This is a genomic window from Paenibacillus sp. MCAF9 (assembly GCF_052114265.1).
Taxonomy (GTDB): Bacteria; Bacillota; Bacilli; order Paenibacillales; family Paenibacillaceae; genus Pristimantibacillus.
Genome location: NZ_JBFREL010000006.1, coordinates 92805 through 119124 on the forward strand (window position 1 = coordinate 92805; position 26320 = coordinate 119124).

The 26320-nt window shown below is 45.0% G+C and carries 26 protein-coding genes and 1 other annotated feature; of the genes, 4 read left to right on the top strand and 22 right to left on the bottom strand.

The window, feature by feature from the left end:
- Nucleotides 1-170 precede the first annotated feature (170 nt).
- The 10 genes from pyrE to lspA all read right to left on the bottom strand — a co-directional run bounded on the left by pyrE (nucleotide 171) and on the right by lspA (nucleotide 12029).
- On the bottom strand, nucleotides 171-818 hold the full coding sequence (pyrE, locus tag AB4Z45_RS12690; protein ID WP_441909645.1) for an orotate phosphoribosyltransferase: 648 nt from the start codon (nucleotides 816-818) through the stop codon (nucleotides 171-173).
- Entirely contained in the window at nucleotides 811-1548 is a 738-nt protein-coding gene (gene pyrF / locus AB4Z45_RS12695) for an orotidine-5'-phosphate decarboxylase (RefSeq protein WP_441909646.1), read from the bottom strand. Before pyrF ends, pyrE begins: the two co-directional genes overlap by 8 nt.
- A gap of 137 nt (nucleotides 1549-1685) precedes the next feature.
- Nucleotides 1686-4910 carry a carbamoyl-phosphate synthase large subunit gene (carB, locus tag AB4Z45_RS12700; protein ID WP_441909647.1) on the bottom strand — a complete coding sequence of 1075 codons (3225 nt, stop codon included), beginning with the start codon at nucleotides 4908-4910 and terminating at the stop codon, nucleotides 1686-1688.
- On the bottom strand, nucleotides 4897-6042 hold the full coding sequence (gene carA, locus AB4Z45_RS12705; RefSeq protein WP_339208742.1) for a glutamine-hydrolyzing carbamoyl-phosphate synthase small subunit: 1146 nt from the start codon (nucleotides 6040-6042) through the stop codon (nucleotides 4897-4899). Before carA ends, carB begins: the two co-directional genes overlap by 14 nt.
- 60 nt (nucleotides 6043-6102) lie before the next feature.
- A complete protein-coding gene (locus AB4Z45_RS12710; protein WP_441909648.1) occupies nucleotides 6103-7389 on the bottom strand; it encodes a dihydroorotase in 1287 nt (428 codons plus the stop codon).
- A gap of 40 nt (nucleotides 7390-7429) precedes the next feature.
- Nucleotides 7430-8329: an aspartate carbamoyltransferase catalytic subunit gene (locus tag AB4Z45_RS12715; protein WP_076268183.1), complete on the bottom strand. Its 900-nt coding sequence runs from the start codon at nucleotides 8327-8329 to the stop codon at nucleotides 7430-7432.
- Entirely contained in the window at nucleotides 8326-8901 is a 576-nt protein-coding gene (gene pyrR / locus AB4Z45_RS12720; RefSeq protein ID WP_441909650.1) for a bifunctional pyr operon transcriptional regulator/uracil phosphoribosyltransferase PyrR, read from the bottom strand. Before pyrR ends, AB4Z45_RS12715 begins: the two co-directional genes overlap by 4 nt.
- A 339-nt stretch (nucleotides 8902-9240) precedes the next feature.
- Nucleotides 9241-10476, bottom strand: coding sequence for an LL-diaminopimelate aminotransferase (locus AB4Z45_RS12725; protein ID WP_339208739.1), 1236 nt, complete (start codon nucleotides 10474-10476; stop codon nucleotides 9241-9243).
- A gap of 112 nt (nucleotides 10477-10588) precedes the next feature.
- Nucleotides 10589-11527 carry an RluA family pseudouridine synthase gene (locus AB4Z45_RS12730; RefSeq protein ID WP_441909651.1) on the bottom strand — a complete coding sequence of 313 codons (939 nt, stop codon included), beginning with the start codon at nucleotides 11525-11527 and terminating at the stop codon, nucleotides 10589-10591.
- Complete coding sequence (gene lspA / locus AB4Z45_RS12735) at nucleotides 11508-12029, bottom strand: signal peptidase II (RefSeq protein ID WP_441909652.1); 522 nt, start codon at nucleotides 12027-12029, stop codon at nucleotides 11508-11510. The genes AB4Z45_RS12730 and lspA overlap by 20 nt, the downstream gene beginning before the upstream one ends.
- A gap of 228 nt (nucleotides 12030-12257) precedes the next feature.
- Here lspA and AB4Z45_RS12740 point away from each other — a divergent pair, with 228 nt between their 5' ends.
- Nucleotides 12258-12989, top strand: coding sequence for a TraR/DksA C4-type zinc finger protein (locus tag AB4Z45_RS12740; RefSeq protein ID WP_441909654.1), 732 nt, complete (start codon nucleotides 12258-12260; stop codon nucleotides 12987-12989).
- Here the strand turns inward: AB4Z45_RS12740 and AB4Z45_RS12745 are convergent, their stop codons facing one another.
- The 9 genes from AB4Z45_RS12745 to AB4Z45_RS12785 all read right to left on the bottom strand — a co-directional run bounded on the left by AB4Z45_RS12745 (nucleotide 12990) and on the right by AB4Z45_RS12785 (nucleotide 21120).
- Nucleotides 12990-13328, bottom strand: coding sequence for a DUF5665 domain-containing protein (locus AB4Z45_RS12745; protein ID WP_256710892.1), 339 nt, complete (start codon nucleotides 13326-13328; stop codon nucleotides 12990-12992).
- A 145-nt stretch (nucleotides 13329-13473) separates the two neighbouring features.
- A complete protein-coding gene (gene ileS / locus AB4Z45_RS12750; protein WP_441909656.1) occupies nucleotides 13474-16572 on the bottom strand; it encodes an isoleucine--tRNA ligase in 3099 nt (1032 codons plus the stop codon).
- 46 nt (nucleotides 16573-16618) lie between these two features.
- Nucleotides 16619-16920: a binding site (T-box leader), on the bottom strand.
- Nucleotides 16921-16999: 79 nt separating this feature from the next.
- Entirely contained in the window at nucleotides 17000-17497 is a 498-nt protein-coding gene (locus AB4Z45_RS12755) for a DivIVA domain-containing protein (protein ID WP_076268175.1), read from the bottom strand.
- A gap of 96 nt (nucleotides 17498-17593) precedes the next feature.
- Entirely contained in the window at nucleotides 17594-18376 is a 783-nt protein-coding gene (locus AB4Z45_RS12760; protein WP_441909658.1) for an RNA-binding protein, read from the bottom strand.
- A gap of 18 nt (nucleotides 18377-18394) precedes the next feature.
- Entirely contained in the window at nucleotides 18395-18661 is a 267-nt protein-coding gene (locus tag AB4Z45_RS12765; RefSeq protein ID WP_054027981.1) for a YggT family protein, read from the bottom strand.
- Between the two features lie 10 nt (nucleotides 18662-18671).
- Nucleotides 18672-19121 (bottom strand): cell division protein SepF, encoded by a 450-nt coding sequence (locus tag AB4Z45_RS12770; RefSeq protein ID WP_053375511.1) that lies wholly within the window; start codon nucleotides 19119-19121, stop codon nucleotides 18672-18674.
- Between the two features lie 2 nt (nucleotides 19122-19123).
- Nucleotides 19124-19843 (bottom strand): YggS family pyridoxal phosphate-dependent enzyme, encoded by a 720-nt coding sequence (locus tag AB4Z45_RS12775; RefSeq protein ID WP_441909659.1) that lies wholly within the window; start codon nucleotides 19841-19843, stop codon nucleotides 19124-19126.
- A gap of 3 nt (nucleotides 19844-19846) precedes the next feature.
- Nucleotides 19847-20698, bottom strand: a complete 852-nt coding sequence (gene pgeF / locus AB4Z45_RS12780; protein WP_441909660.1) for a peptidoglycan editing factor PgeF — start codon at nucleotides 20696-20698, stop codon at nucleotides 19847-19849.
- Nucleotides 20699-20838: 140 nt separating this feature from the next.
- Nucleotides 20839-21120, bottom strand: coding sequence for a YlmC/YmxH family sporulation protein (locus AB4Z45_RS12785; RefSeq protein WP_076268170.1), 282 nt, complete (start codon nucleotides 21118-21120; stop codon nucleotides 20839-20841).
- A gap of 178 nt (nucleotides 21121-21298) precedes the next feature.
- Between AB4Z45_RS12785 and AB4Z45_RS12790 the strand changes: the two genes are divergently transcribed.
- Together AB4Z45_RS12790 and AB4Z45_RS12795 are read left to right on the top strand one after the other, a co-directional pair.
- On the top strand, nucleotides 21299-21865 hold the full coding sequence (locus AB4Z45_RS12790; RefSeq protein ID WP_441909662.1) for a TetR/AcrR family transcriptional regulator: 567 nt from the start codon (nucleotides 21299-21301) through the stop codon (nucleotides 21863-21865).
- 16 nt (nucleotides 21866-21881) lie between these two features.
- The gene (locus AB4Z45_RS12795; protein WP_441909664.1) at nucleotides 21882-22310 is read left to right on the top strand and encodes a DUF3995 domain-containing protein; all 429 of its coding nucleotides are present in this window, start codon (nucleotides 21882-21884) and stop codon (nucleotides 22308-22310) included.
- Between the two features lie 54 nt (nucleotides 22311-22364).
- Here the strand turns inward: AB4Z45_RS12795 and sigG are convergent, their stop codons facing one another.
- The 3 genes from sigG to spoIIGA form a co-directional block, all read right to left on the bottom strand.
- Nucleotides 22365-23147: an RNA polymerase sporulation sigma factor SigG gene (sigG, locus tag AB4Z45_RS12800; RefSeq protein ID WP_054027974.1), complete on the bottom strand. Its 783-nt coding sequence runs from the start codon at nucleotides 23145-23147 to the stop codon at nucleotides 22365-22367.
- A gap of 104 nt (nucleotides 23148-23251) precedes the next feature.
- Complete coding sequence (gene sigE, locus AB4Z45_RS12805; RefSeq protein ID WP_054027973.1) at nucleotides 23252-23974, bottom strand: RNA polymerase sporulation sigma factor SigE; 723 nt, start codon at nucleotides 23972-23974, stop codon at nucleotides 23252-23254.
- A gap of 38 nt (nucleotides 23975-24012) precedes the next feature.
- Nucleotides 24013-24930 carry a sigma-E processing peptidase SpoIIGA gene (gene spoIIGA / locus AB4Z45_RS12810; RefSeq protein ID WP_441909666.1) on the bottom strand — a complete coding sequence of 306 codons (918 nt, stop codon included), beginning with the start codon at nucleotides 24928-24930 and terminating at the stop codon, nucleotides 24013-24015.
- 509 nt (nucleotides 24931-25439) lie between these two features.
- Here spoIIGA and AB4Z45_RS12815 point away from each other — a divergent pair.
- Nucleotides 25440-26123, top strand: a complete 684-nt coding sequence (locus AB4Z45_RS12815; RefSeq protein ID WP_441909668.1) for a DNA-binding response regulator — start codon at nucleotides 25440-25442, stop codon at nucleotides 26121-26123.
- Nucleotides 26124-26320: the final 197 nt, after the last annotated feature.

A 26320-nucleotide genomic window follows, 5' to 3' on the forward strand; every position in this document is an offset into this window, starting at 1 on the left:
CCCGCCCCTCAATTCATGACTATACTCTATAATTATTTATCGGAGACAAATAGCTATTAAGAAGAGACCCTTTCAAAAAAAATTAAATTTTAGTGTCGAATTATGAACAATTTTGTCACAAAAAAAGCGAGCTCTCATGGAAAAGAGCACGCTTTTTTTTATTTAAGCAATTATTTTCCAAACGATTGAGGATCTTGTCTCCAAGCTTGCAAAGCAGCTACATCTTCAGGAGCAACTTTTCCAAGCTCTACAGCCGTTTGAATAAGTGCGCTATAGCTAGATAATGTAACAAGAGGCATTTTCTCTGAAGCAAAGGCTTGAATCGCTGAATCGAATTCGTAAGTGAATATAGCAAGCACCGCCAATACTTCTGCGCCTGCTTCTCTAACTGCAAGACCAGCTTTAAGCGAGCTGCCGCCTGTCGATATCAAATCCTCGATCACAACGACCTTTTGACCAGGTAGAACACGGCCCTCGATTTGATTCTGCTTGCCATGACCCTTCGCTTTATCGCGAATATAAGCCATCGGCAGATTAAGCTTCTGTGCTACCCAAGCTGCATGTGGAATACCGGCAGTTGAAGTGCCCGCAATAACCTCAGCATCAGGATAACGCTCACGAATGATCGTTGCGAAACCTTCTGCAACAAGATCGCGAATCGTTGGGTATGTCATCGTAAGGCGGTTATCACAATAGATTGGTGATTTAATGCCTGATGTCCATGTGAATGGCTCATTAGGGCGAAGTGCTACGGCTTCGATTTCGAGCAGGCTTTTAGCAATTTGATTAGGCAATTCAGATAAAGTAATTTTACTCATAGGAAATCAGCTCCTCAATAATAGATTCTAATGCTGCACGCGGGCTTGGTGCCGCTGTAATCGGGCGACCGATTACCATATAATCCGTTCCTTTGCGAAGCGCCTCACTTGGCGTCATAATGCGTGATTGATCATTAACATCCGCTCCAATGGGACGAATGCCTGGCGTTATGGTTTTGAAAGAGCTGCCGCATAGCGACTTAATAGCCTCAACCTCGGAAGGTGATGCGACAACACCGTCCAAACCCGCTTTTTTGGTAAGCTCCGCATAACGAAGCACTGCCGCTTCTACAGTTCCGCTAATACCGATCTGCTCATTGAGCATGGACTGACTCGTACTTGTCAATTGAGTTACCGCGATAACCGTTGGCTTACGAAGGCTGCTTCCTGTTAATGCAATATCTACGCCTTCAAGCGCAGCCTCCATCATATCACTGCCCCCTGCTGCATGGACGTTAAACATGTCAACTCCCAATTTCGTTACGCTATTAGAGCCGCCTTTGACAGTGTTCGGAATATCATGCATTTTCACATCAAGAAATACGTAGTAACCGCGCTCTTTCAAGCTTTGCACGAAGGAAGGACCGGCAGCGTAAAACAACTGCATGCCCACCTTCATAAAACAGGGAATGCCTTGCAGTTCGGCAATTAAACGTTCAGCCGCTGCTGCATCTGGATAATCAAGGGCTACCATAATCCGTCCAGCTGCTTGCTCTTTAGTCAATTTCATCCGAAATCGCTCCATTTCTCTGTTCATTTGCAAAATAAACGGCCATACGTTTGCTTCAAGCTATCCACCTTAAGACTAACGTCTTAAGGTAGATAACGAAGCAATAAACGCTGGCCGTACTTTTAAGCTAAGTGAGCTTATTTGTTTTGTAGCGCTACTGGCATTGAACGGGAGGAGAAGTTCAACGTTTCGAGCATGACAAGCAATGCACGAACGGTATCAAGCGATGTCATACAAACGACGCCATTCTCAACCGCTTCACGACGAATTCTGAATCCATCACGTTCAGGAGCTTTGCCTTTAGTCAACGTATTGACTACAAATTGCGCTTGCCCTTCACGTACTAGATCAAGAATATTCGGCGAGCCTTCGCTAAGCTTATTAACAGTCGTAACGATAAGGCCTGCTTCTTCGAGTGCTTTCGCCGTTCCGCCTGTAGCAATAATTTTGTAGCCTAGGTTAAAGAATCCGCGAAGCAACTCTGTTGCTTCCTCTTTATCTTTATCCGCAACTGTAGCAATGATAGCGCCTGATGTTGGAATTTTCATACCTGCGCCAATGAGACCTTTATAGAGAGCTTTCGCATATTGAACGTCGCGGCCCATTACTTCACCTGTTGATTTCATTTCCGGCGTTAGCGTTGGGTCAACCCGGCGCAGCTTCGCGAAGGAGAAGACAGGAACTTTAACAGAAACATATTCATCTTCAGGCCACAAGCCTTCAACATAACCAAGATCAGCAAGCTTCGTACCGAGAATTGCTTTAGTAGCTAAGTTTGCCATCGGAATATTCGTAACTTTGCTTAGGAAAGGTACGGTACGCGATGAACGCGGATTAACTTCTATCACATATACTTTTTCTTGGTGAATAACGAACTGGATGTTAACCAGTCCAATTACGTTCAGTGCTTTAGTAATGCTAATCGTGATGTCAACAATTTGCTGTTTAATGTCTTCCGAAAGTGATTGTGGTGGATATACCGCAATGGAATCGCCTGAGTGAACGCCTGCGCGCTCAACATGCTCCATAATCCCTGGAATAACAACAGTATCGCCATCACAAATCGCGTCTACTTCAGCTTCTTTGCCTAGCATATAACGGTCGATTAGAACCGGGTGCTCAGGGTTAATTTTCACTGCAACTTCCATATAGTTAAGCAGTTCTTCGTCTGAGTACACAATTTCCATTGCGCGTCCGCCAAGTACATAGGAAGGGCGAACAAGTACCGGATAACCAAGACCTTGTGCCGTAACTACCGCTTCATCAACAGAGATAACCGTTTTGCCGTCTGGCTGTGCGATATTTAGGCTGCGAAGCAATGCTTCGAATTTCTTGCGATCCTCTGCTGCATCGATGCTCTCAAGGCTGGAGCCTAGAATGCGTACGCCAGCTTTGGAAAGCGGAGCTGCTAGATTGATTGCCGTTTGACCGCCGAATTGTACGATTACGCCAATCGGATTTTCTTGCTCAATAACATTCATTACATCTTCAAAGAACAATGGCTCAAAGTAGAGTCTGTCCGATGTGCTGAAGTCCGTTGAAACCGTTTCTGGGTTATTGTTGATAATAACCGCTTCATAACCTGCATTTTGAATTGCCCATACCGCATGAACCGTCGAGTAATCGAACTCGATGCCTTGACCAATACGAATTGGTCCAGAGCCAAGGACTAGAACCTTCTGTTTGTCCGTAACGGTTACTTCATTCTCTACTTCATAAGTGGAGTAATAATATGGTGTCGAAGCTTCGAATTCAGCTGCGCATGTATCAACCATTTTGTATACCGGCTTCAAGTTAAGCTGTTCGCGAAGTGCACGCACGTCAGCTTCCGTTGTGTGACTGCCATTCGGGAAACCTTCTTGACGAATTTCAGCAATAGAGCGATCTGAGAAGCCTTTGCGTTTAGCTTCATACAACGTTTGTTGATTCAACGTTGATTCGCTGCGCATGCGATCCTCGAATGCTACGATAGACTGAATTTTATCAAGGAACCACCAGTCGATGTTTGTAATGTCTTGGATTTCTTGAAGCTGATAGCCACGGCGGAACGCTTCTGCTACGAGGAACATACGCTCATCATCCGGCTTCTCTAGACGTGCGCGAAGCACTGCATCTTCCAAAGATGAAGCTTCTTTCAAGTGAATGCGGTGAGCGCCAATTTCCAGTGAACGAACCGCTTTATGAATGGATTCCTCAAACGTACGGCCGATAGCCATAACTTCGCCAGTTGCTTTCATTTGCGTACCAAGTTTACGGTTCGCGTTAACGAATTTATCAAACGGCCAGCGTGGAATTTTTGATACGATATAATCAAGTGTTGGCTCGAAGCAAGCATACGTTTGTCCTGTAACAGGGTTTACAAGCTCATCGAGTGTGTAGCCGACAGCGATTTTTGCTGCCATTTTGGCAATTGGGTATCCTGTTGCTTTCGACGCTAGTGCCGATGAACGGCTTACGCGCGGATTTACTTCAATGACATAATATTGATAGCTTTGTGGATCAAGTGCGAACTGTACGTTACAGCCGCCCTCGATGTTCAGCGCACGAATGATTTTTAGGGAAGCTGAACGAAGCATTTGATACTCGCGATCAGACAAGGTTTGGCTTGGCGCTACGACGATGCTATCGCCTGTATGTACGCCAACCGGGTCAAAGTTTTCCATGTTGCAGACAACGATACAGTTATCGTTCGCATCACGCATAACCTCATATTCGACTTCCTTCATGCCTGCAATCGATTTTTCAATCAAGCACTGGCTAATCGGGCTATAACGGATTCCAGAAGCAACCGTTTCCCGCAGTTCTTCTTCATTCGCACAAATACCGCCGCCTGTTCCGCCTAGTGTATAAGCAGGACGAACGATGATTGGGTAACCGATCGTGTTAGCGAAGTTAACTGCATCTTCTACTGTAGTCACGATGTCGCTGTCTGGTACTGGCTGTTCCAGCTCACGCATAAGGTCACGGAATAAGTCGCGATCCTCCGCTTTCTCAATAGCTGTCAGCTGTGTTCCAAGCAATTTTACATTTTCGCGTTCAAGAACGCCTGCGCGTGCAAGCTCAACCGCCATATTTAGGCCTGTCTGGCCGCCAAGCGTCGGAAGAAGTCCATCTGGACGTTCTTGACGAATGATTTGTGATACAAAATCTAAAGTAATTGGCTCGATGTATACTTTGTCAGCCATGTTCGTGTCTGTCATGATTGTTGCTGGGTTACTGTTTATAAGAACAACCTCATAGCCCTCTTCTTTGAGCGCTTGGCAGGCTTGAGTACCGGCATAGTCGAATTCCGCCGCTTGTCCGATGACAATTGGACCGGAACCGATCACGAGAATTTTTTTGAGTTCATTATTTTTGGGCATACTGAAGCTCTCCTTTCAACGTCTCCGACAACACAGCTTGACGAGGTTTTTGTGGGTTATTTTTCTTGTGCGTACGGATCATTTCTAGGAACTCATCAAACAAATAGCTGGAATCATACGGTCCAGGCGCAGCTTCTGGGTGATATTGAACCGAGAAAGCTGGGAATGTATTGTGTTTAAGTCCTTCGATCGTGCGGTCATTGTTATTGATATGTGTTACTACAAGCGGCGTGTTCGCTACTGATTCTTCAAGCACCGTGTAGCCATGGTTTTGTGAAGTAATGTAGCAGCGGTTAGTTGCCAATTCTTTAACCGGGTGGTTTCCGCCGCGATGTCCGAATTTAAGCTTCGTTGTTTCTGCTCCGCAAGCTAATGCGAACAGCTGATGGCCTAAGCAAATTCCGAAGATCGGGTATTCGCCGAGCAGCTCAGAAATCATTTTTACAGCATAAGGTGCATCCTGCGGGTCCCCAGGGCCATTGGACAATTGAATGCCGTCTGGAGCTAGGCGACGAATTTGGTCTGCTGTTGTATCGTGAGGAACAACGACTACATCGCAGCCGCGCTTAGTAAGCTCGCGCAAAATACCGCTTTTTGCACCGAAGTCAACAAGTACGATACGCTCGCCTTGACCCGGGCTTGAGAATACATGAGATGTAGAAGTGCGTGCAACTTGATCCGTCATTAGCTTCGAAATGTTCAGACGTTCAGCAAGTTCTTCTACACGCTCGTTGCCTGTTGTGATTAGGCCCTTCATTGTACCGTAGTTACGAAGCTTGCGAGTAAGCATACGTGTATCAATATCGCTGATGCCCGGGATGCCGTATTCTTTAAGAAGTTGTCCTAGTGAATATTGAGCGCGCCAGTTGCTTGGCACTTCTTCATGACGACGAACGACAAAGCCGTGAATAAATGGACGCATCGACTCAAAATCATCACGTGTAATACCGTAGTTGCCGATTAGCGGATAAGTCATCGTTACGATTTGTCCGCAGTAGGACGGATCGGATAAAACTTCTTGATAACCAGTAATTCCAGTATTAAATACAACCTCGCCCATCATTTGTGCTTCTGCACCGAACGAAAGTCCTGTGAACAATGTACCGTCTTCCAATAATAACCTTGCTTGCATCCGTATCACTCCTCAGGTGTTGATTGTCCCCATATATTGGCTTTAGTTAGTAAAAGTTATTTATTCTGACCAAACAACTGCGCCGTCAACGATCGTTGTCACAGGCCAGCCGCTAAGCTTCCAGCCGCCGAATGGCGTGTTGTTGCTTTTGGATGCGAATGTGCTCGGATCAACCGAACGCTCATTATCCAAATCAACGATTGTAATATCAGCGGGAGCGCCTTGCTCTAAACGCCCCGTTGGAAGCCGGAAAACACGTGCCGGATCCGCAGTCATGCGCTGAAGCAGGAAGCCAAGCGTCCACTTGCCGGTTTGAACAAATTTTGTGTACAAGAGCGGGAAAGCTGTCTCGAAGCCAACGATGCCAAAAGGTGCAAGTTGAACGCCGCGAGCTTTCTCTTCCGCGCTATGCGGTGCATGGTCCGTAACGACCATATCGATCGTTCCGTCTTCAATCGCTTCGATAACCGCTTGAACGTCACGCGGCGTACGAAGCGGAGGATTCATTTTCCAATTTGCATCATCAAGGCCCGGAATATCCTCATCAGACAGCAGCAAGTGATGCGGGCAAACCTCAGCAGTAACGCGAACTCCGATTTGCTTAGCTAGGCGAATTAACCGTACCGATTGTTCCGTGCTAACGTGACATACATGATAATGAACGCCCGTCGCTTCCGCCAATAGTACGTCTCTGCCTACATGAATCGCTTCGGATTCATTTGGGATAGCTTTCAAGCCGTGCTTGCGGGAAAACTCGCCTTCCGATGCCCAAGCGCCTTCAACCAATGAATCATCTTCGCAGTGAGCGATGATCGGCATATCCATGGAATGAGCAAGCGCCATCGCGTTTTTCATCATTTGCGCGTTCTGGACACCTACACCGTCATCCGTAAAGCCAATTGCACCCGCTTCTTTTAATGAAGCAAAATCCGTCAATTCGCGGCCAAGCTCGTTTTTAGTGATGGATGCGTATGGCAATACTTTGACAACGCCGACTTGAGCCGCCTTGTTCGTAATGTAGCGTACCGTTTCAGCAGTATCCGTTACAGGACGAGTGTTAGGCATACATGCAATCGTTGTGAATCCGCCTTTTGCCGCAGAGCGTGTGCCTGTTGCGATATCTTCTTTATATTCAAAGCCCGGATCGCGCAAATGAACGTGCATATCGATAAAGCCTGGCGATACCAGCTTGCCCTTTGCATCAACGACTTCTGCGCTTCCTGTATCTACTGACTCGGAACCGTCTATAATAGCTTCGATCTTGTTATTTTCAATCCGAATATGCTTACTTTCTAAGCTGCCCGAAGTTTCATTCCATACGTTACCGTTTATAATCCATAATGACATTGTCGTTTCACCCTCCGGATTTAGATCTATGTTGCTAAAGTTAGCTAAGCGCACGCTCTACTACCGCCATGCGGATAGGAACCCCGTTTTCCATTTGCGGGAAAATACGAGATTGTGGATGCTCAACCAGTTCATCGTCTATTTCTACGTTGCGGTTGATTGGAGCAGGATGCATAATGATCGCGTGATTAGCCAGCTTGCTGGCTCTCTCTACCGTCAAGCCGTAATGCTCGCGGTAACTTTCAGCAGAGTTCAGCATTCCGCTTTCATGGCGTTCCAACTGGACGCGCAGCATCATGACAACATCTGATTTTAATGCTTCATCTATAGAGACATAAGAGACGTCAAGTTCAGAGGCTTGCATATTGGGCGGTGAGCAAAAGTTCACATTAACTCCGAATTTTTGCAAAGCCCATAGATTCGATCTTGCAACGCGGCTATGCAGCACATCTCCAACAATCGAGACCGTTAAGCCTTTGAGTTGTCCAAAATGCTTGCGCATCGTGTACATATCCAGCAGCGCTTGTGTCGGGTGCTCGTTATTGCCATCACCGGCATTGATAAGCGGCACCTTGATCTTCGTTGCCAGTTCTGCAAGAACGCCGATCGGCTTTAAGCGAATGATGCCAACGTCAATTCCCATTGATTCAAGTGTGCGTACAGTATCGTAGATTGACTCGCCCTTTTGTACACTTGAAACCGCAGCGGAGAAATTCAGCACTTCTGTACCTAGTCGTTTCTCTGCTACTTCGAATGAAAAGCGAGTACGAGTGCTGTTCTCGAAAAACATATTGGCTGCAAATCTGCCTTGCATCGTCGTGTGCACTTTGTTTGAATGATTCTCCCAATAAGCAGCACGATCTAGTATCGATTCAATCTCTTCTTGGCTTAAATCTTTTAATCCGAGCAAACTCCGTTGTTTAAGCTGTGTGATGGTCATCCGGCTTGCCCCCTCTGATTAATAATGGTCACTTGGTCGATTTGATCGATTTCGGTAAGAGCCACATCGATTTGCTCTTGCTTAGAGCTTGGGACGTTCTTGCCTACAAAATCTGGTCGAATCGGCAGTTCGCGATGTCCTCTGTCTACAAGGACGGCGAGTTGAATGCTTTGCGGCCTTCCGCAATCCATAAGCGCGTCCATTGCAGCGCGAATCGTGCGGCCCGTGTACAATACGTCATCGAACAAAATAATGCGCTTGTCTTGAACCGTAAAGGGTATGCCGTCGGTATCGCCAATTGCTGCTGCTATTTCCATGTCTGCAGATATGATTGCTTTGCGATCATCACGGTATTGAGTAATATCAAGCTCGCTCACAGGAACAGGCTTTCCTTCAATTTCACCGATGCGCTCTGCAATGCGCCGAGCAAGGTAGATCCCTCTTGTGCGAATGCCTACAATCACACAGTTGTCGATTCCCTTGTTCTTCTCCACAATTTCATGAGCAATTCGCGTTAATGCGCGGCGAATCGCCGTTTCATCCATGATGACTAAATGCTCTTCTTCCGTCATTTCCGCTGACTCCTTCCATAACCGTCCAAAACTGCCAGGTTGCGACAAAAAGCTCCTTGCGAATTTCGCAAGGAGCTTGTGATAAGGCTTAAAGAGATAGGTGCAAGCAAGCAGAGCTCTCGTCACAGAAAGCAGTGCATAAAGCTGTCCTATTCCTCTCTTCTATAGACCTGTTATTCACGCTACCTTGCCAGCCTCTCTGGACTGAGTTAAAGGTACTGATGTATATCATAGGAATTATCCCACGTTCGACAAAAGATGTCAAGTAAAAACGATTATTTCCGCTTCAACTTAGTGTGGACCAATCCTGATAAACTATGCAAGGATAGCGATTATTTGTTACAGGCTTAATTTACGAATTCTTTCAACTGCTTTTTGAGTATTCTCAAGGCTTCCGAATGCTGTAAGGCGGAAATAGCCTTGACCGCTTTGGCCGAAGCCTACACCTGGCGTTCCAACGATGTTTGCTTCTGTAAGAAGCTTATCGAAGAATGACCATGAATCCATGCCGTTCGGTGTTTTCAGCCAAATATAAGGAGCGTTTACTCCGCCAAATACCTCAAGACCGATGGACGCAAGGCCGTCACGGATAATTGCTGCATTTTTCATGTAATAGTCAACCAATGATTTGATTTGCGCTTTGCCCTCTTCTGAATAGATAGCAGCTGCTCCACGTTGTGTAACGTATGATACGCCGTTAAACTTTGTCGTATGGCGGCGATTCCACAAATCATTGATCAACACTTCATTGCCTGAAGCGTCAAGACCTTTCAGCTCACGCGGCACAACTGTGTAGGCACAGCGAACACCAGTAAAACCTGCTGTTTTGGAGAAGCTGCGGAATTCGATGGCTACTTCACGCGCGCCTTCGATTTCGTAAATGCTGTGCGGAACATCTTCTTCCTGAATAAATGCTTCGTATGCGGAGTCATAAAGAATGATGCAGTTGTTTGCTTTCGCATAGTCAACCCATACTTTAAGCTCTTCTTTCGTAAGCGTCATGCCAGTTGGATTGTTCGGATAGCACAAGTAAATAATGTCTACTTTACGATCAGGAAGGCTAGGCTTGAAATCATTTTCAGCTGTACACTCCAAATACGCAATGTTCTCATAGCGCTTTGTATCTTGATTGTATTTGCCTGAGCGGCCAGCCATGACGTTCGTATCGACGTAGACTGGATAAACCGGATCTTGTACTGCAACGATACTATTCTCGCTGAAAATTTCTTGTATATTGCCGACATCGCATTTGGAACCATCACTTACAAACACTTCATTTGTTGCAATGTCAATGCCGCGTGCTTTATAGTCATTTTCGATAATTGCATTTATTAGAAAATCGTAGCCCTGCTCAGGTCCGTATCCACGGAATGAACCTGGAGCTGCAAGCTCGTCCACTGCACTGTGCATAGCATTCAGAACCGAATCCGGCAAACCCCGCGTAACATCACCAATTCCTAAGCTGATGATTTCAGCATTTGGATTTTCTTGAATGAATTTAGTACGGCGTTTTGCAATTTCAGAAAACAAGTAGCTGCCTTGCAGCTCCAAGTAATTTTGGTTAATGGAAGTCATTTCACGTCACCTATCCTTATATTCATTTACTTCAGTTGTTATTGATTAGAATAACGTACTTATGTGCTTGAAATAATGAATAATGTGGTGAAAAGTTTGCACTATTGCACTATTACCTTGAACGCAAGCTGCTTAATACATTTTCGAAGTCTGCCGGCAAAGGCATTTCGAACTCCAGCCGCTCGCCGCTGCGCGGATGTGTAAAGCCAAGCAGCGTAGCATGCAAAGCTTGTCCTTTTAAGGCTACAGTCTTGTTGCGGCCGTAAACCGGATCTCCCGCAAGCGGATGACCGATATATTTCATATGCACACGAATTTGATGGGTACGTCCCGTCTCTAGCTGAAGCTCTACAATCGTGTAATCGCCTAAGCGCTCCAATACGTGAAAATGTGTTACTGCATGTCTGCTATTGTGCTCGGTTACCGTAAACAGCTTCCTGTCATTCAGGTCACGTCCGATAGGCGCATCAATTGTACCTTGGTCATGCGGCAAATTGCCGTGCACAAGTGCGATATATTTCCGCGTTACCGTATGCTCCTTAAGCTGCTCAGCAAGCGAGATATGCGCCAGATCGTTTTTGGCAGCCATTAACAAACCTGTTGTGTCCTTATCTATGCGGTGAACAATGCCCGGACGGATCAAGCCGTTAATGCCGGACAAGTCCTTGCAGTGATACATCAGCGCATTAACAAGCGTGCCTGAAGAATGACCAGGTGCAGGATGAACGACCATTCCGCGCTTTTTATTAATAACAATCAAGTCTGAATCCTCATAGATAACTTCAAGCGGAATGTTCTCAGGGACAATGGCCGCCTCTTCAGGCTCTGGGATAATCAGAACGACACGATTGCCCTCTGCTACCTTCAGATTCGCTTTTGCCACTTTGTCATCGACCTGTACGGCCCCTGCTTTGATCCATTCCTGAACCTGGGTTCGGGATACGCCTTGATCGTCAATACTGTCTGTTACAAACTTATCTACTCGTTCGCCGGATTGCTCCGCCTCTACGATCCATTCCAACGGTTCTTCATTATACAGGTTGCTGCTCATGATTGTTTTGATCCTTGTCCTCTCCATTTTGCAAACGTTTCTTGTCATCTCTAGCCGATAACAAGGTGTCAATTAGAATTAATGCTACACCACAGACAATCGCTGAATCCGCTACGTTGAATATTGGGAAGCCATAGCTGCCGAAGTTAAACTGCAGAAAGTCGACAACCTCACCATAACGCGCGCGATCGAGAAAGTTGCCAATTGCGCCGCCAAGAACTAGTCCGAGTCCTACTAGCAGCCAAGGCTTAGCTGATTTTCTCGATGCCTGTATGTACCAAATGATACCCAAAACAATGATAACGGTAATAATGATAAAAAACAGTCTTTGCTCTTGCAAGATGCCAAATGCAGCACCGCGATTTCGATGCGAAGTGATGAGAAAAAAATTACCGATAATGCTAATTTGATCCCCGATCTCCAATTTTGTCTCAATTAATTTCTTTGTTACAAAATCAAGGACTAACACTAATACCGCTACCCAGTAATAATAAAAACGCATCGAATCACTCCTAATTTTTTGTAAAGCAGCGTTTCCATTCAAAAGCACTTCAGGCTAGATGTGAAAAGCCAGCGCATTTCTGAAAGTTTGCTAATCAATTGTAGCATACGGAGCTAAATAAGAGCCAGCACCCGCCTGCTGTTCTTCCATTGAAGACCATACTGAAAAACCGTATTTCAGCAAAAGCTAATACTGCAATTATGTTCCCTGCTAAGGAGGGTGCTCAAAATGACAAAGCCAAACACTGCTCATATTCAGCTGCTGCAAGCCAGATTATTGGACGAGCAGCGCGAAATTGAAAAACGTTTCTCAGAAAACGATCATTATGGCTTAGCGAATTCGTTGCGTGACAATACCGGAGAACTATCTACAATCGATAATCATCCAGGTGATGTCGCTACTGAGCTTTATGAACGCGAGAAAGATGTAGCCCTTCATGAACAAGAGGAATTGCATCTGAATCGCATTGAGGCTGCGCTAACCGCGATTGCTGATGGAACATACGGCATTTGTAAAACATGCAATGAACCTATCCCGCTTGAGCGTTTGGATGCCGTGCCTGATACGCTTTACTGCATTGAACATGCACCAAGACAGCATTTATCCCTGCGCAGGCCAGTTGAAGAATTATTTCTCGATCCGCCATTTGGTCGAACCAGCATGGATGAGCATGATTCCTACAACGGTTTTGATGGCGAGGATGCTTGGCAAATTGTTGAGCAATGGGGCAACGCTGATTCACCTGCCACATCTGAGAATCGAGATGTGGCCGATTATGAGCATGTAGGCATTGAAGCTTTCGAGAATGACGGTTTCGTTGAATCCATTGAAAGCTTTCTTGCGACCGACATTACAGGGCGTCATGTGTCCGTCATCCGCAACCGAGAATATAAAAATTACTTGGAGTCGGATGAAGGCGATCATGGATTAGAAGCTGATCTTGAGGATCAACACTTATAATCAATAAACTTTTCCTTCGAGCTGAATTTGGACAATTCGGACAATATCTGCGATATAGTCGCCGATTATCGGTAAGTTTAACGCTCCTAATATACGCAGAACATAAAGAATGGTCGCAGCAAAAAAGGTAAAGCCAATTGCGATTCCTACACCTCTGGCAGTACCAGCCAGGAGATTTTTCCAAATCATTGTCCATGGTCGGTTTAACAGATCAATGTAGTCCGCTATTTGGGTATGTTCCATTTCGGTAGCAATAGTTTGCAGTCGTTTATCAAGCTTGCTTAACGAAGTTTGTAACTCGTTCAAATTTTTCGGCTGTTCCGGGTTATTTGTATTCATACGAGGCATCCCCTTTGTCAAACAATAAAACGAGGCCTGACCTGCCGGACATTGCAAGCATCGCGACCATTCAGTCGTTTGCTGCAGCTGTCGGAAGGCGACGGCCTCGTTTTTTTCGCTTGTTAATTTCCTTTATACTATAACCTTATCCGCGGATGAAAATCCCTATTTCTTTTTCGCCAAGCACAACTTTCTCCATCCCCGGCTCATCACCATAAGTAACGGTTTGAACAAGCACGTTGTCTTGAAGCACTTGTGCGAACGCATCCAGCGCCGCTTTGAGCTCAGCATCAACATCAAGTACTAAATCGATGCGCTTCTCAATTGGCAGATCGAGCTTTTTGCGTGTATCCTGAACGGCGCGAATCACTTCACGAACCCAGCCCTCTTGCTCAAGCTCAGCTGTAATATCCGTATTCAGCGCTACAGTAACACCGTTGCCTGATGCAGATGCGAAACCTGACTTCGCTTGCTTCTCAACTAACAGCTCATCAACAGTGATCGACAGCTGTTCGCCTTCTGCACTTGTGAAGTCGAAGCTTCCGCCATTTACGATGTTTCGAGTTTGTTCTGCTGATAGTCCTTTTAGCTGACCTTGAATAGGTCCAACGTTTTTACCGTATTTTTTACCGGCAATTTTAAGATTCAGCTTAAGGGTGAAGTCAACAAATCCACTGTCTGAATTTTGTACGGTAATAGCTTTTACATTTATTTCATCCTTCACGATATCCTCGTAGTCTGCTACGTTGAAATCACGATCAAGCGATACGATTAGCTCCGACAAAGGCTGGCGCGTTTTGATTCCCGTTTCGTTCCGAACGTTGCGAGCAAGCTCAACGATTTGTTTTGCACTTTCCATATCGCGCTCCAACGTCTCATCAATAAGCGTTTCATCCGCTTTCGGATAATCAGCCAAATGAACGCTGCCTGCTCCGCCAAGGTTTCCGAATACATCCTCTGCAAGCAAAGGTGCATAAGGAGCGATCAGACGCGAGAGGGTAAGCAATACGCTGCGCAAAGTTTGATAAGCGGCTAATTTATCATCTGTAAGCCCGCTTCCCCAGAAACGATCACGTGAACGGCGGATATACCAGTTGCTCAGTTCGTCAACGAAAACCTCAATCGATTTAGCTGGATTCAGGAAATCATTTACTTCAAGACCCTTGTTCACTGTATTAATCAAGCTGTTCAGACGTGAAATGATCCAGCGATCCAGCTTGTTGTCTGATTTGATCTCTTCATGCGCTGTGTAGTCAAAGCCATCGATTGAAGCATATAACGCAAAAAACGCATGTGTATTTACGATGGTATCAATGACTTTCGATTTCGCTTCGCCAACAATGCCGCGTGAGAAGCGTTTGCTGTTCCATGGCGCGCTGTCTGCAAGCAATGCCCAGCGGAATGCGTCCGTTCCATATTCGTTGATGATTTCCCAAGGGTCGATTACATTGCCCTTAGATTTGGACATCTTTTGACCGTTCTCATCCAAAATATGGCCAGTCGAGATAACCGCTTTATATGGCGCTTTGCCATTATACAGCGTAGAAACTGCAAGCAAGCTGTAGAACCAGCCGCGCGTTTGGTCAATACCCTCACAGATAATGTCTGCTGGATATTGCTCAGCGAATTGCTGCTCGTTCTCAAACGGATGATGATGCTGAGCGAACGGCATCGAACCGCTGTCGAACCATACATCGATAACTTCAGGTGTTCGCGTCATTTCAGCACCCTCAGCGAAAGGTGATTTCAGCTTAATATCATCCACATACGGTTTATGAAGCTCAATGTTTTCTGGCACATCGCAGGTAGCCATCGCACGCAGATCAGCAATACTGCTTGGTGAATACTCCTTGCCTGTTACATCGCAGACCCAAACATTAAGCGGCGTGCCCCAGTAACGGTTGCGGCTGATGTTCCAATCCACCAAATCCTCCAAAAACTTACCAAAGCGTCCTTCACGGATGTGGCCAGGATACCAATCAACGCTGTTGTTGTTGGCGATCAACTGATCCTTAACCGCTGTTGTTTTAATAAACCAGCTTTCCATCGCATAGTAGATGAGCGGCGTTTTGCAGCGCCAGCAGAATGGATAGCTATGCTCGTAGCGCTCCTTCGAGTAAAGAAGACCGCGTTCACTAAGGTTTTTGACGATGTCAATATCAAGCTCAGCGTCTTTCACGAAACGTCCTGCAAAGTCAGTAACCTCTGACGTATAGCGACCAGCCAAATCAACAACACTCAGCATGCTGATTCCGTTGTCGCGTGAAACTCGGTAGTCATCCTCACCATGTGCTGGTGCGATATGAACGATACCCGTACCGCTAGTGTCGCTAACGAAATCGCCTGCAATAACGATGTGGCCTTTTTCTAGGGTAACGTATTGGAATGGCGGCTCGTAGCTAAGACCAATAAGTTCAGCGCCTTTCAATACGGATAGAACTTCGTAATCTTCTTTAAGAACGCTCTCCGCTAGATTTTGAGCAACGATATACACTTCACCGTTTTTGGAAGCACGGATATAATCAAGCTCTGGATTTACGGCTAACGCCACATTTGCAGGAAGCGTCCACGGCGTAGTTGTCCAAGCGAGAACGAATTCTCCCGATTCTACTAGCTTAAACTTCGCTGTTGCGCTTAGATCCTTAACATCTTCATAACCTTGAGCAACCTCGTGTGAGCTAAGCGTCGTTTGACAATCCGGGCAATAAGGACTTACGCGATGACCGCGGTACAGCAGACCTTTTCCGTGGATTGACGATAAAATATGCCATACACTCTCGATGTACTCGTTTTTAAGCGTGATATATGGATTGTCTAAATCCGTCCAATACGCGATGCCTTCTGTCAGCTCACGCCACTGCTTCTCGTATTCAAAAACGCTGTCTTTGCATTTTTTCACAAACTTCTCTACACCGTATTCTTCGATTTCCTGCTTGCCGGAGATGCCTAGCTGCTTCTCAACTCCAAGCTCAACCGGTAGACCATGCGTATCCCATCCTGCTTTACGGATAACACGGTATCCTGCCATTGTCTTGTAGCGGCAAATAAAATCTTTAATTACGCGGCCAAGTACATGACCGATATGGGGTGCTCCATTAGCGGTAGGCGGCCCTTCATAAAACACAAAATTCGGCTTGCCTTCCCGGTTTGCTATTGATTTTTTAAACGTTTCATCTGTTTTCCATTGCTCCAGCACTCGCAGCTCACGGGTGCGGGCACGTTCCTTAACGTCTACGCGTTGCATCGCTTCAGCCTCCTAATTTAAACAAAAATAAAGCCTCATCCCTATGAGAAGGGACGAGGCTTAGTCGCGTTACCACCCTTGTTCCGCACTGCTGCTGAAATCCAGCAACAAGTTAATGAGAGCAGACAGCTACGTTCAGCTGTGCTTCATGCGGCACCTTAGTCGCGAACATAATATTCGCGTTCCCTGTAACGGGGGACAGCCGTCAGCACTTACTGCTGCTTACGCAGGTTCAGCACCGCTTCTCAGAGAGGATATTCCGCAATAGCTCACACACCGGGCTTTCAGCTGCCGCCGGCTCTCTGAGGAGTGAACTCAAAACGTACTTGTTCTCATCAACGAAGTTTAGATCATCAATTATTTACTATTAGTTATAGCTTAACAACAGGCTAAATGTCAAATGGCATTTCGCCTGTTGTTAAAAAAACTAGCCGCGAGTCAATTCATGCTCGGTTTGTCTAACATGTGGCTCCAGCGTATCCCAACCATCTACGGAAAGCAGTTCAAGCTGAGCTTCTACAAGTGTACGGAAACGAGCACGATAAACGGAAGCTTGTTTTTTAAGCTCTTCCACCTCAAGAGAAACCTTTCGAGACTTGGCAAGTGAATCATTAATAATTCGATCAGCGTTTTTCTCTGATTCCTTAATGATCAACTGTGCTTCCTTCTTCGCATTGTTTCTTACTTCATCGGCTGCTTCTTGTGCAACTATAATCGTTTTGCTAAGCGTTTCTTCGATATTCGTAAAATGATTCAATCTCTCCTGCAAGCCTAATACTTGGTTTTGCATTTCTTTATTTTCACGAATGAGCGATTCATAGTCTTTGATGACCTGATCTAGAAATTCATTAACTTCATCCTCATCGTAGCCACGCAATCTCCGACCAAACTCTTTGTTATGTATGTCCAATGGCGATAACGGCATTGGGGCACCTCCTTATGGTATTTGGAACATTCGTAACCGAAAATACACGATTTGATGAGAATAATTCGACAACTACAGGAAAATTCCTGCAATCATTCAAATAAATTTGCCGATCTTTACTCGAATTCTGCCTTTTTTTGTCACGCCATCCACCTCTAGTACTTTAAATCGGCCAAGTCCTTTGAATGACACAACGTCACCTGCTCGAAGCTGCTCGGATGGGTCTTCTTCCGATTTCCAATTCACCCTGCATCTTCCTGCTCGAATCGGATCAACGATTTTGGATCTGCTTATGCGATAAACATCGCTCGCAATCCCGTCCAATCGCATAGAAGCAACTGACAAACTCATTTCCTCCAGCTTAACCAAAGCCGTCTGAAGCTCAGATAGTGGAAGTACGTCTGTCAGCACATTAATCCGATGAACCTGTCTTAGATGGATATTCAAGTAATCCGCAATTTCATCCATAACAATGATATGACAAAAATGATCATGCACATGTATGTCACCAATTCGGTCACGTTTTATACCAAGTCCAAGCAGTGCTCCTAAAAAATCACCATGATCTAATTCCATTTGGGCTTGTCCCGGTCCATTAACTACAAGAACAGATATGCCAGCATTTTCGTCATCCAAATTTCGATAATCTGGACCTATAATGGCTCGTCTACGCTCAGCTTGATCATAACCGCCGTCAAACCGGACATTAACATCAGGGTTGCGATTTGCCAAAATAGTCAATATTTGTGCTTGTCTTGGGTCTAAAAAATCGGTCCGCTTCAGCTCATGCTGCTGTGCGGACCGCTCTATCCATTCCTCCGCCCGATCTACGAAAGGTTTCTCATCGGGATGGAAATGATCGTATATTCCTTGTTTCATATAAACTCATTCCTTTAATCAAATAAAAAATCCGATTACTGCAATCAGGCCATACGCTACAAATTGCAAAGCGAACACGGCAAGGATTGGCGAAAGATCCAGCATGCCTCCGATTGGCGGAATAAACTTTCTGAAAATACCTAAGTATGGCTCAACCAGCTTACCTAGAAATACGCCGATAAAGCTTTCACGAGCGTTAGGCAACCAAGATAGCAGCACATAACCAATGATCATAAACGTGTAAATTTTTTGTACCAGCATCACAATACTATAAACTTCATCCATTAACTCAAGGTCACCTCATTTTGTTGTAGTCGTTCTCCTCCGCCAGCATTTCCGTTATAGCACCTTGAATTTCGACTGAATCCGGCGTACAAAGAAAAATATTGGGTCCTAGCTTAGAGATGCTTCCGCCTAAAGCGTACACGGTACCGCTTAGAAAATCAACAATTCGAACAGCAAGATCGTTGCGAACACGTTGAAGATTCACGATTACTGCACGTCGTGAACGTAGATGATCAGCAATTTCTTGCGCTTCATCATAAGACCTTGGCTCACTAAGCACTACCCGGACATTCTTCTGTGAATGAATGCTGACGACATTATTGCTCTTCGTGTTTTTACGTGCCTCGAAGGGAGAAGTTTCAGCTTCTTGTTCTTCCTGCTGTACAACACGTTCTCTCTCTACAACTTCTTCTTCATCTTGCAAGCCAAGAAAACTCATAAAGCGGTTCATGACGCTCATCCCTATTCCTCCTCTTTCCCTACTAATATCGTACCAAGGCGAATCCATGTCGCTCCTTCTTCGATGGCAACCTCAAAATCATTCGACATGCCCATTGATAACTGGGTGATGGTGTTTGGATGTTCCGAGCGCCGCTCTAATTCATCCCTCAGCTCTCGCAATGCTCTAAAGACGGGTCTCGTTTGCTCTGGTTCGGCTTCATAAGGAGCCATCGTCATCAAACCAATTGGCTTGATCGAATTAAACTTAGCAAGCTGCTCCACAAAGGGAAAGAGCTCGTTTGGATTAATGCCTTGCTTGGAATCTTCCCCAGATACATTTACTTGAATAAAGCAAGGAACGATAATCCCAAGCTGGGAAGCACGCTTATTTATGGCTTCAGCAAGCGATAGCCTGTCCAACGAATGCATGTATGTAAACTTCCCAATGACGTCCTTCACCTTATTCGTTTGCAATGAACCGATAAAATGCCAGATAGGCTGATCCTCTGCTGCTAGATCGTCACTGCCGCTTATCGCTTCCCACTTCGCCTGCGCGTCCTGCCAACGATTTTCACCCAAATGAAGCAAGCCTTGCCCTAGGGCAGCCTTCGTAGTATCTAAAGAAACATATTTCGTAACAGCAATAATTTGAACTTCATCTCTGCTGCGCCCGGCACGCTCGCAGGCTTTCTTAATTCGCTCTTCCACAAGCTCAATTCTATTCTCTAATGTGAATGACATGTTTCACCTCTCCCGAATGCCGATCCAACTGGCCATTCGGCCGGTTAAGCCACCTTCTTTGCGATGAGAAAAAAATAAATCCCGTCTGCATCCAGTGCACCACTCTGTTAATTCGATACGTATCGGCAAAATTCCTGCTTTTATCATAATCTGTCGGTTTATTTCTTTCAAGTCTAAGTTCGCTTTGCCATCCTCGGTTTGCTTAAGCATTGATTCCGCTTCTTCTGGCGTCAAGCTCAGATCAGTCAAAAGCGCCTGTACTTGCTCTATGACTGGACCATCCACCTCATAGCAGCAGCCTCCTATAGAAGGCCCTATCGCTGCCACAAGCGCTTTAGGGTCGGTTCCATATGCTTGCTCCATTGCTCGTACCGTTTCAATAGCGATCTGCTGGACGGTTCCCTTCCAACCGGCATGGGCAAGCGCCACCGCATCATGCTCTGGATCATAGAAATACAATGGGACACAATCTGCGTAAAAAGAAGTCAGCAGCACCCCAGGGACGTTAGTCATGATAGCATCACAATCCCTGAGCACATCGTCCAGACTATTTCTACCCTTGCCTTTATCTGCTTCAGTCACTTGCCATATCCGGTTCCCATGCACCTGTTCAGCACAAGTCCATGCTTCAAAAGGCCAGCCGATAGCATCGGTCAGCAATCGCCTGTTCGATATAACCGCGGCATCTTTATCCTTGACGTGCAAGCCCATGTTTAACGATGAAAAGTGGCCTTCGCTAACCCCGCCTTGACGTCCTGTAAACCCCGCGTTCAAACGATCATAATGTAATTCCCATTCAGACAATAAAAAAAGCGAAGGTCCCTTCGCTGATTGATTATGTTTAAAAGCTTCCATTTGTTCACCTCTTAAAGGTTTGCAGAGCAAACCTACTTCGTAAGCATAAGCTTTGGTTTGCAGAGCAAACCTACTTCGTAAGCATAAGCTTTGGTTTGCAGAGCAAATCTGCTTTGCTGGTATAGTCACAGTTTAGCGTTTTATGAGCGAGCGTGCAAATCTTCTTCCTCGGAACGAAGCTGTTTCGTGTCATCCATTCGAACGAGCACAACATCTGCCCCAATTTTCACAATATTGCGCCATGGAATAACGACTTCCGTGCCGCCACCGCCAAACATCCCCAAAAACTTAGTATACTGCGGCACCACAATAGAATCGATCCGACCTTGCCGCAGATCAAGCTCCAAATCCGTTATTTGACCTAGCTTTTTTCCGTCCACAATATTAATAACGTCCTTTGTTTGAAAATCAGATATTTTCATTTCCGCTCACCACTTTTCAAGTAGAGTGATCACCCGTTTGTCTCTCCTATAACTATATGTGGAAATCGCCCAAAATGTCCTTCTTATCATGAAAAGGAGCCTCTTATTTCAAAATTTGATTTTTATGTACGATAGCGTACAATAAAAGAATATCAGAGGATCGAATAAGGAGCATATCATGCCAAAAATCGTCGCAACGGAACTCGATTGGATCAAGCTTGGATTGCAAAAATTTGCTGAAGGGGGTGTCGAAGCTCTCGTTATCGAACAGCTCGCTAAGCAGTTAAACAGCAGTAAAACCAGCTTTTATTGGTATTTTAAAAATCGTATTTTGTATATTGATCGTATTATTCATTACTGGCATGAACAAACAACCACATCAATCATCGCTCATATTCAGCAGCATGATTCATTAGAACCGAAGCAAAAGGTACACCAGCTGCTCAGCGTCATGTTCAGCACGATAGCAGGAAAAGATTTTATTTATCATTTCCGAAAATTAGGAAAGGCATCGCCTGCGTATGCTGAGCTGCTTCAGCAAATTGAGCAGCAGCGCTTGGATTATATGAGCGGCTTGCTCATAGCGTGTGAATTATTAGAACATGAGGCAAAGAATAGATCTGAACTCTTATACAGTTATTACTTGGGATGGTACGAACGAAATAAACATCGTACTCTCAATCCGGAAGAAACCCAGAAGCAGATTGACCTGCTCATGCCGTTTATTGAAAAAAAACATACATGACACGGAGGGATATGTGATGCAATTGTTATTAGCAGCGCTCATTAGTACGGTGTTGTTCGTCATCGGCGCGATACATATATATTGGGTGTTAGGCGGTCGGCATGGAATCTCCATTGCTGTCCCGACAAAGAATTACACATCTCAGCCTCTTTTTAAACCTCGTCCTGTCGGAACGGCAGCTGTTGCAATACTTTTCTTTGCGGGCGCCGCATTCATTCTTATGTTTGCTGATATTATCCCTGTCATCGGATCAACATCGCTGCCCTCCATTGCAGGCTGGGCACTTGCTATTGTTTTTTTGGCTAGAGCAGTTGGTGAATTTCGTGCTGTCGGGTTATTCAAAACGATTCGAAACACACATTTTGCACGGATGGATACGTATGTTTACTCTCCGCTTTGTCTGATCATCAGTGTCTTATCTTTTTGGTTGATGATTATTGGTTAGTCCTCTTCAATAAATCACATAAACATAAAAAACGGTGCCTCTCGGCACCGTTTTTTATGTTTTTACATGCTTTTGCATTTGCTGAATAGCCGACTTTTCCAAACGAGATACCTGTGCCTGTGAGATGCCGATTTCATCGGCTACCTCCATTTGCGTCTTGCCTTCGAAAAAGCGCATCGACAAAATCATTTTTTCACGGTCGTTCAGCTTATGCATAGCTTCCCGAAGCGCGATTTCCTCGATCCACGATACGTCTTTGTTTCGTTCGTCACTAATTTGGTCCATAACATAAATAGGATCGCCGCCGTCATGGTAGATCGGTTCAAACAATGAAACAGGATCTTGAATGGCGTCCAGAGCGAATACGACATCTTCCTTCGGAACGTTTAATGCTTCCGATATTTCAAAAATCGTCGGTTCGCGTGAATTTTTGTTCGTCAAGCTATCCCTAACTTGAAGCGCCTTGTAGGCAATGTCTCTCAAGCTGCGTGATACGCGTATAGGGTTGTTGTCACGCAAGTAACGGCGTATTTCCCCGATAATCATCGGTACGGCATAGGTGGAAAATTTGACATTTTGGCTAAGGTCGAAATTATCTATCGCCTTCATAAGTCCAATGCATCCAACCTGGAATAAGTCGTCTACAAACTCTCCCCTATTGTTAAACCGTTGTATAACGCTAAGCACTAGCCGCAGATTACCGTTAACTAATTTCTCTCTTGCTGCCCACTCATTACGGGTTTGCAATGCCGTAAACAATTCTCTCATTTCGACATTATTAAGGACAGGCAGTTTCGCGGTATCCACTCCACAGATCTCGACTTTATTTCGGGTCAACGTGATTACCTCCCAAGGAGAAACATTAATGTACATTATCTCCTCAGGAGTCCTTTTTATTCCTCTTGCGACATCGTTCGACAACTGCAAGCAGGATGCGGGATCTAAACCATTTTGTTAAACTCTTTGCGAAGCCTTTTAATAATTCGCTTCTCAAGGCGTGAAATATAGGACTGTGAAATGCCAAGAAGATCAGCAACATCCTTTTGTGTTTTTTCCTCGCCGTCGGCAAGACCGAAGCGAAGCTCCATAATAATTCGTTCACGCTCTGACAACTTATCAAGCGCTTTGTGAAGCAGCTTGCGATCTACCTGCTCTTCAATGTTACGGTAAATCGTGTCATTCTCCGTTCCGAGCACATCCGATAGAAGAAGTTCATTGCCGTCCCAGTCGATGTTAAGCGGTTCATCAAAGGACACTTCGGTGCGCGTCTTACTATTGCGGCGCAGGTACATCAATATTTCATTTTCAATACAACGCGAGGCGTAGGTGGCCAGCTTAATCTTTTTCTCAGGATCAAACGTGTTAACCGCCTTAATTAGACCGATCGCGCCGATTGATACGAGATCTTCAATATGAATGCCGGTATTCTCAAACTTACGAGCGATGTATACGACTAGCCTTAAATTACGTTCGATTAGCATTGCGCGAATAGCCGTATCGCCGGTAGGCAGTTTTTCCAGCAAATATTCTTCCTCTTCACGTGTTAGGGGAGGCGGTAATGCCTCACTGCCACCAATATAATAAATTTCTTCACTTTTTAATCCGAATAAAAACATGACACGATAATAATATAACTGAAGGATCAGTTTGTACTTGACGAGCATTTGGCCCATCCCTCCTCGTTTGTATGAGCATACGTTCGTTACTGTTGTACCATAGACGGATGGATAATGGCTCGATATGCCCCATCAGACGTTAACTTACCGCCGTCAAGCCCGATAAGCACCTTCCGCGTTTCAAAAACTTGTCCTTCCCTAGTAATTTCAACCGCATCCGGCTTTATCGCTAGCATGAACTGTGACCCTCGATTGACACCTCTGAATGGTACAAGACGAAGTCGATCTTGCCAAACAAAGGTGTGCTCATCCATTCCCGCTACAAGACGATCCACTTGTGCATCTCGTATGCTATTCAACCACGATTCAGGTAAATCATCTTGCCACAAGGATGCCTCCATTACCATGACCGGTGTCCGTGTAAGTGGATCATAAAGCTGATTGCCGGTGTCGATCAGGCCTATGCAGGTTTGTATACGTTCTCCAATCATAATTTTCACTTCTGCCAAATGAGTTTGCACCAGCTCCCTTTCTCTTTTTTGCGTCAATACGGCACGGTATATATACAATCCGATACATAACGCAGCAATCAAATAAAACAATCCCATCTTAAGCTCCACACGCATGTTTCCGTTTACGAACATCATCGTTTTCCAAACCTCACGGGACCCTTGCATGAACAAATAATAAAGTCCAAGCACAGCTCCAGCAGCCACAAAGTTAACCGCATAAAACGCTGCAACATTCCTCATATAGTGCTGAATCGAGGCAAAGCCAAAAGCAATCCATAAAATCAATAACGACGTAGCAACCTTAACTGCAAATGTGAATAAAAAAGATAATTGTGGAAAAAGCATTAAAACGACATAACAAGCTCCGACAGCAGAAGCCAATAATACTCGCCAAGGCTTCGGTTTAAGATGACGTGCCCAAGCAGTAGTTAATAGAATAGCACCGTCAACGAGCAGCTCTCGCAAAAACATAACATCAACATAAACAGCCACTTCGGTCACCTTCCTGCAACTGGCGGTAAACGGCCTGCAGCCGGCACCCGGGAGAACGATTGACACTAGTATATTAAAATCCTATTTCAAAGTCTGTCTATTCATGACGGCATGACGTATCTTTTTTTGTCGAGTAGGGGTATAAAAAACGGCAAGTCTTTTACGTTTAATTTTGCAGAGGCTTGTATCTTTAGCTCGTCCTATTTTGCTAACAGTTCATTAACCTAGGACTGCTCCTGTGAGGGATCACTCCTATGTCAGGCTGAATCTACCTTTTTGTTTCTTTTTGAGGTTCCCGCCATTACTTGTCATTGCTAAAATAATTTTCGACTAATTAATCTGGCCGCTTTTTTTAAAAATACAAAAAAAATTGGAATGGATACTTGTTCCACATTGTCAATTAGATTATCATTCTAATTAGATAGAAGCAGTGAAGCACACCGCTTACTCGGGAGATCTCTCTCCCGCAGTATGCGGTTTTTTTTATTTCCCGGAGGAGGATGATAAATTTGTCGTTTCAATCGGTATATGAATGTTGGCTGGAACTTCATCTAAAAAAGAGTAGTGGAGAAAATAGACGGAGGCTGGAGCAAGGACATGGACATGCTGAAAAATTATTTTTAGAAAAGGTATGGTATCCTGCCTTCCATCAACTTGAGGGACTTATTCCAGAGTTTGAGATTGCTGATTTTCGAGACGGCACTCGTTTTTTAGACTTTGCATATTTAAAATCAGGCTTGCGGCTAGCGATCGAAATTGATGGATTTCGCACTCATTCCTCAGAAACCACTCGCTGGCAGTTTTCAGATTCATTAATGCGTCAAAACCACCTAGTGCTCGACGGTTGGAAAATATTGCGTTTTTCCTATGATGACCTAAAAGAAAAACCGCGAATGTGTAAGCAGCTTCTCCAACAATTTATGGGTAGGAGCTTAATTGGCAATAAACAAGATACAAGCGCTGATGCATTCTTGCAGTTGGAAGTATTACGTTATGCTTCTCAACTACAGCATCCTATCCGGCCCACTGACGTAATCGATCTTCTAAAAATCAAAAAACGCGAAGCTCAAAAACTGCTTCACCGTATGGTTCTCAATCAAGCCTTGTTGCCCGCAGGAAATGGCACCCAGAGAATTCGATGCTACAAAGTAAACCAAGAGCAGCTGCATACTCTTTTATTTACCTCACTTTAACAGGTACATTAGAGGGTTGTTAGCATTTACGATATGCAGCTTCTCACCCTTGCTCATTCACCAAGCATTGGCTGTAAGAACGTATAGGTGCTTATTCGCAGCAAACTAAGGCTTCATTCATGCTGTAAGAACCTATACGTGCTTACAGCGCCTTATCTACCTTGCTCATTCGCAAATAGTAGGCAATAAGAACATAT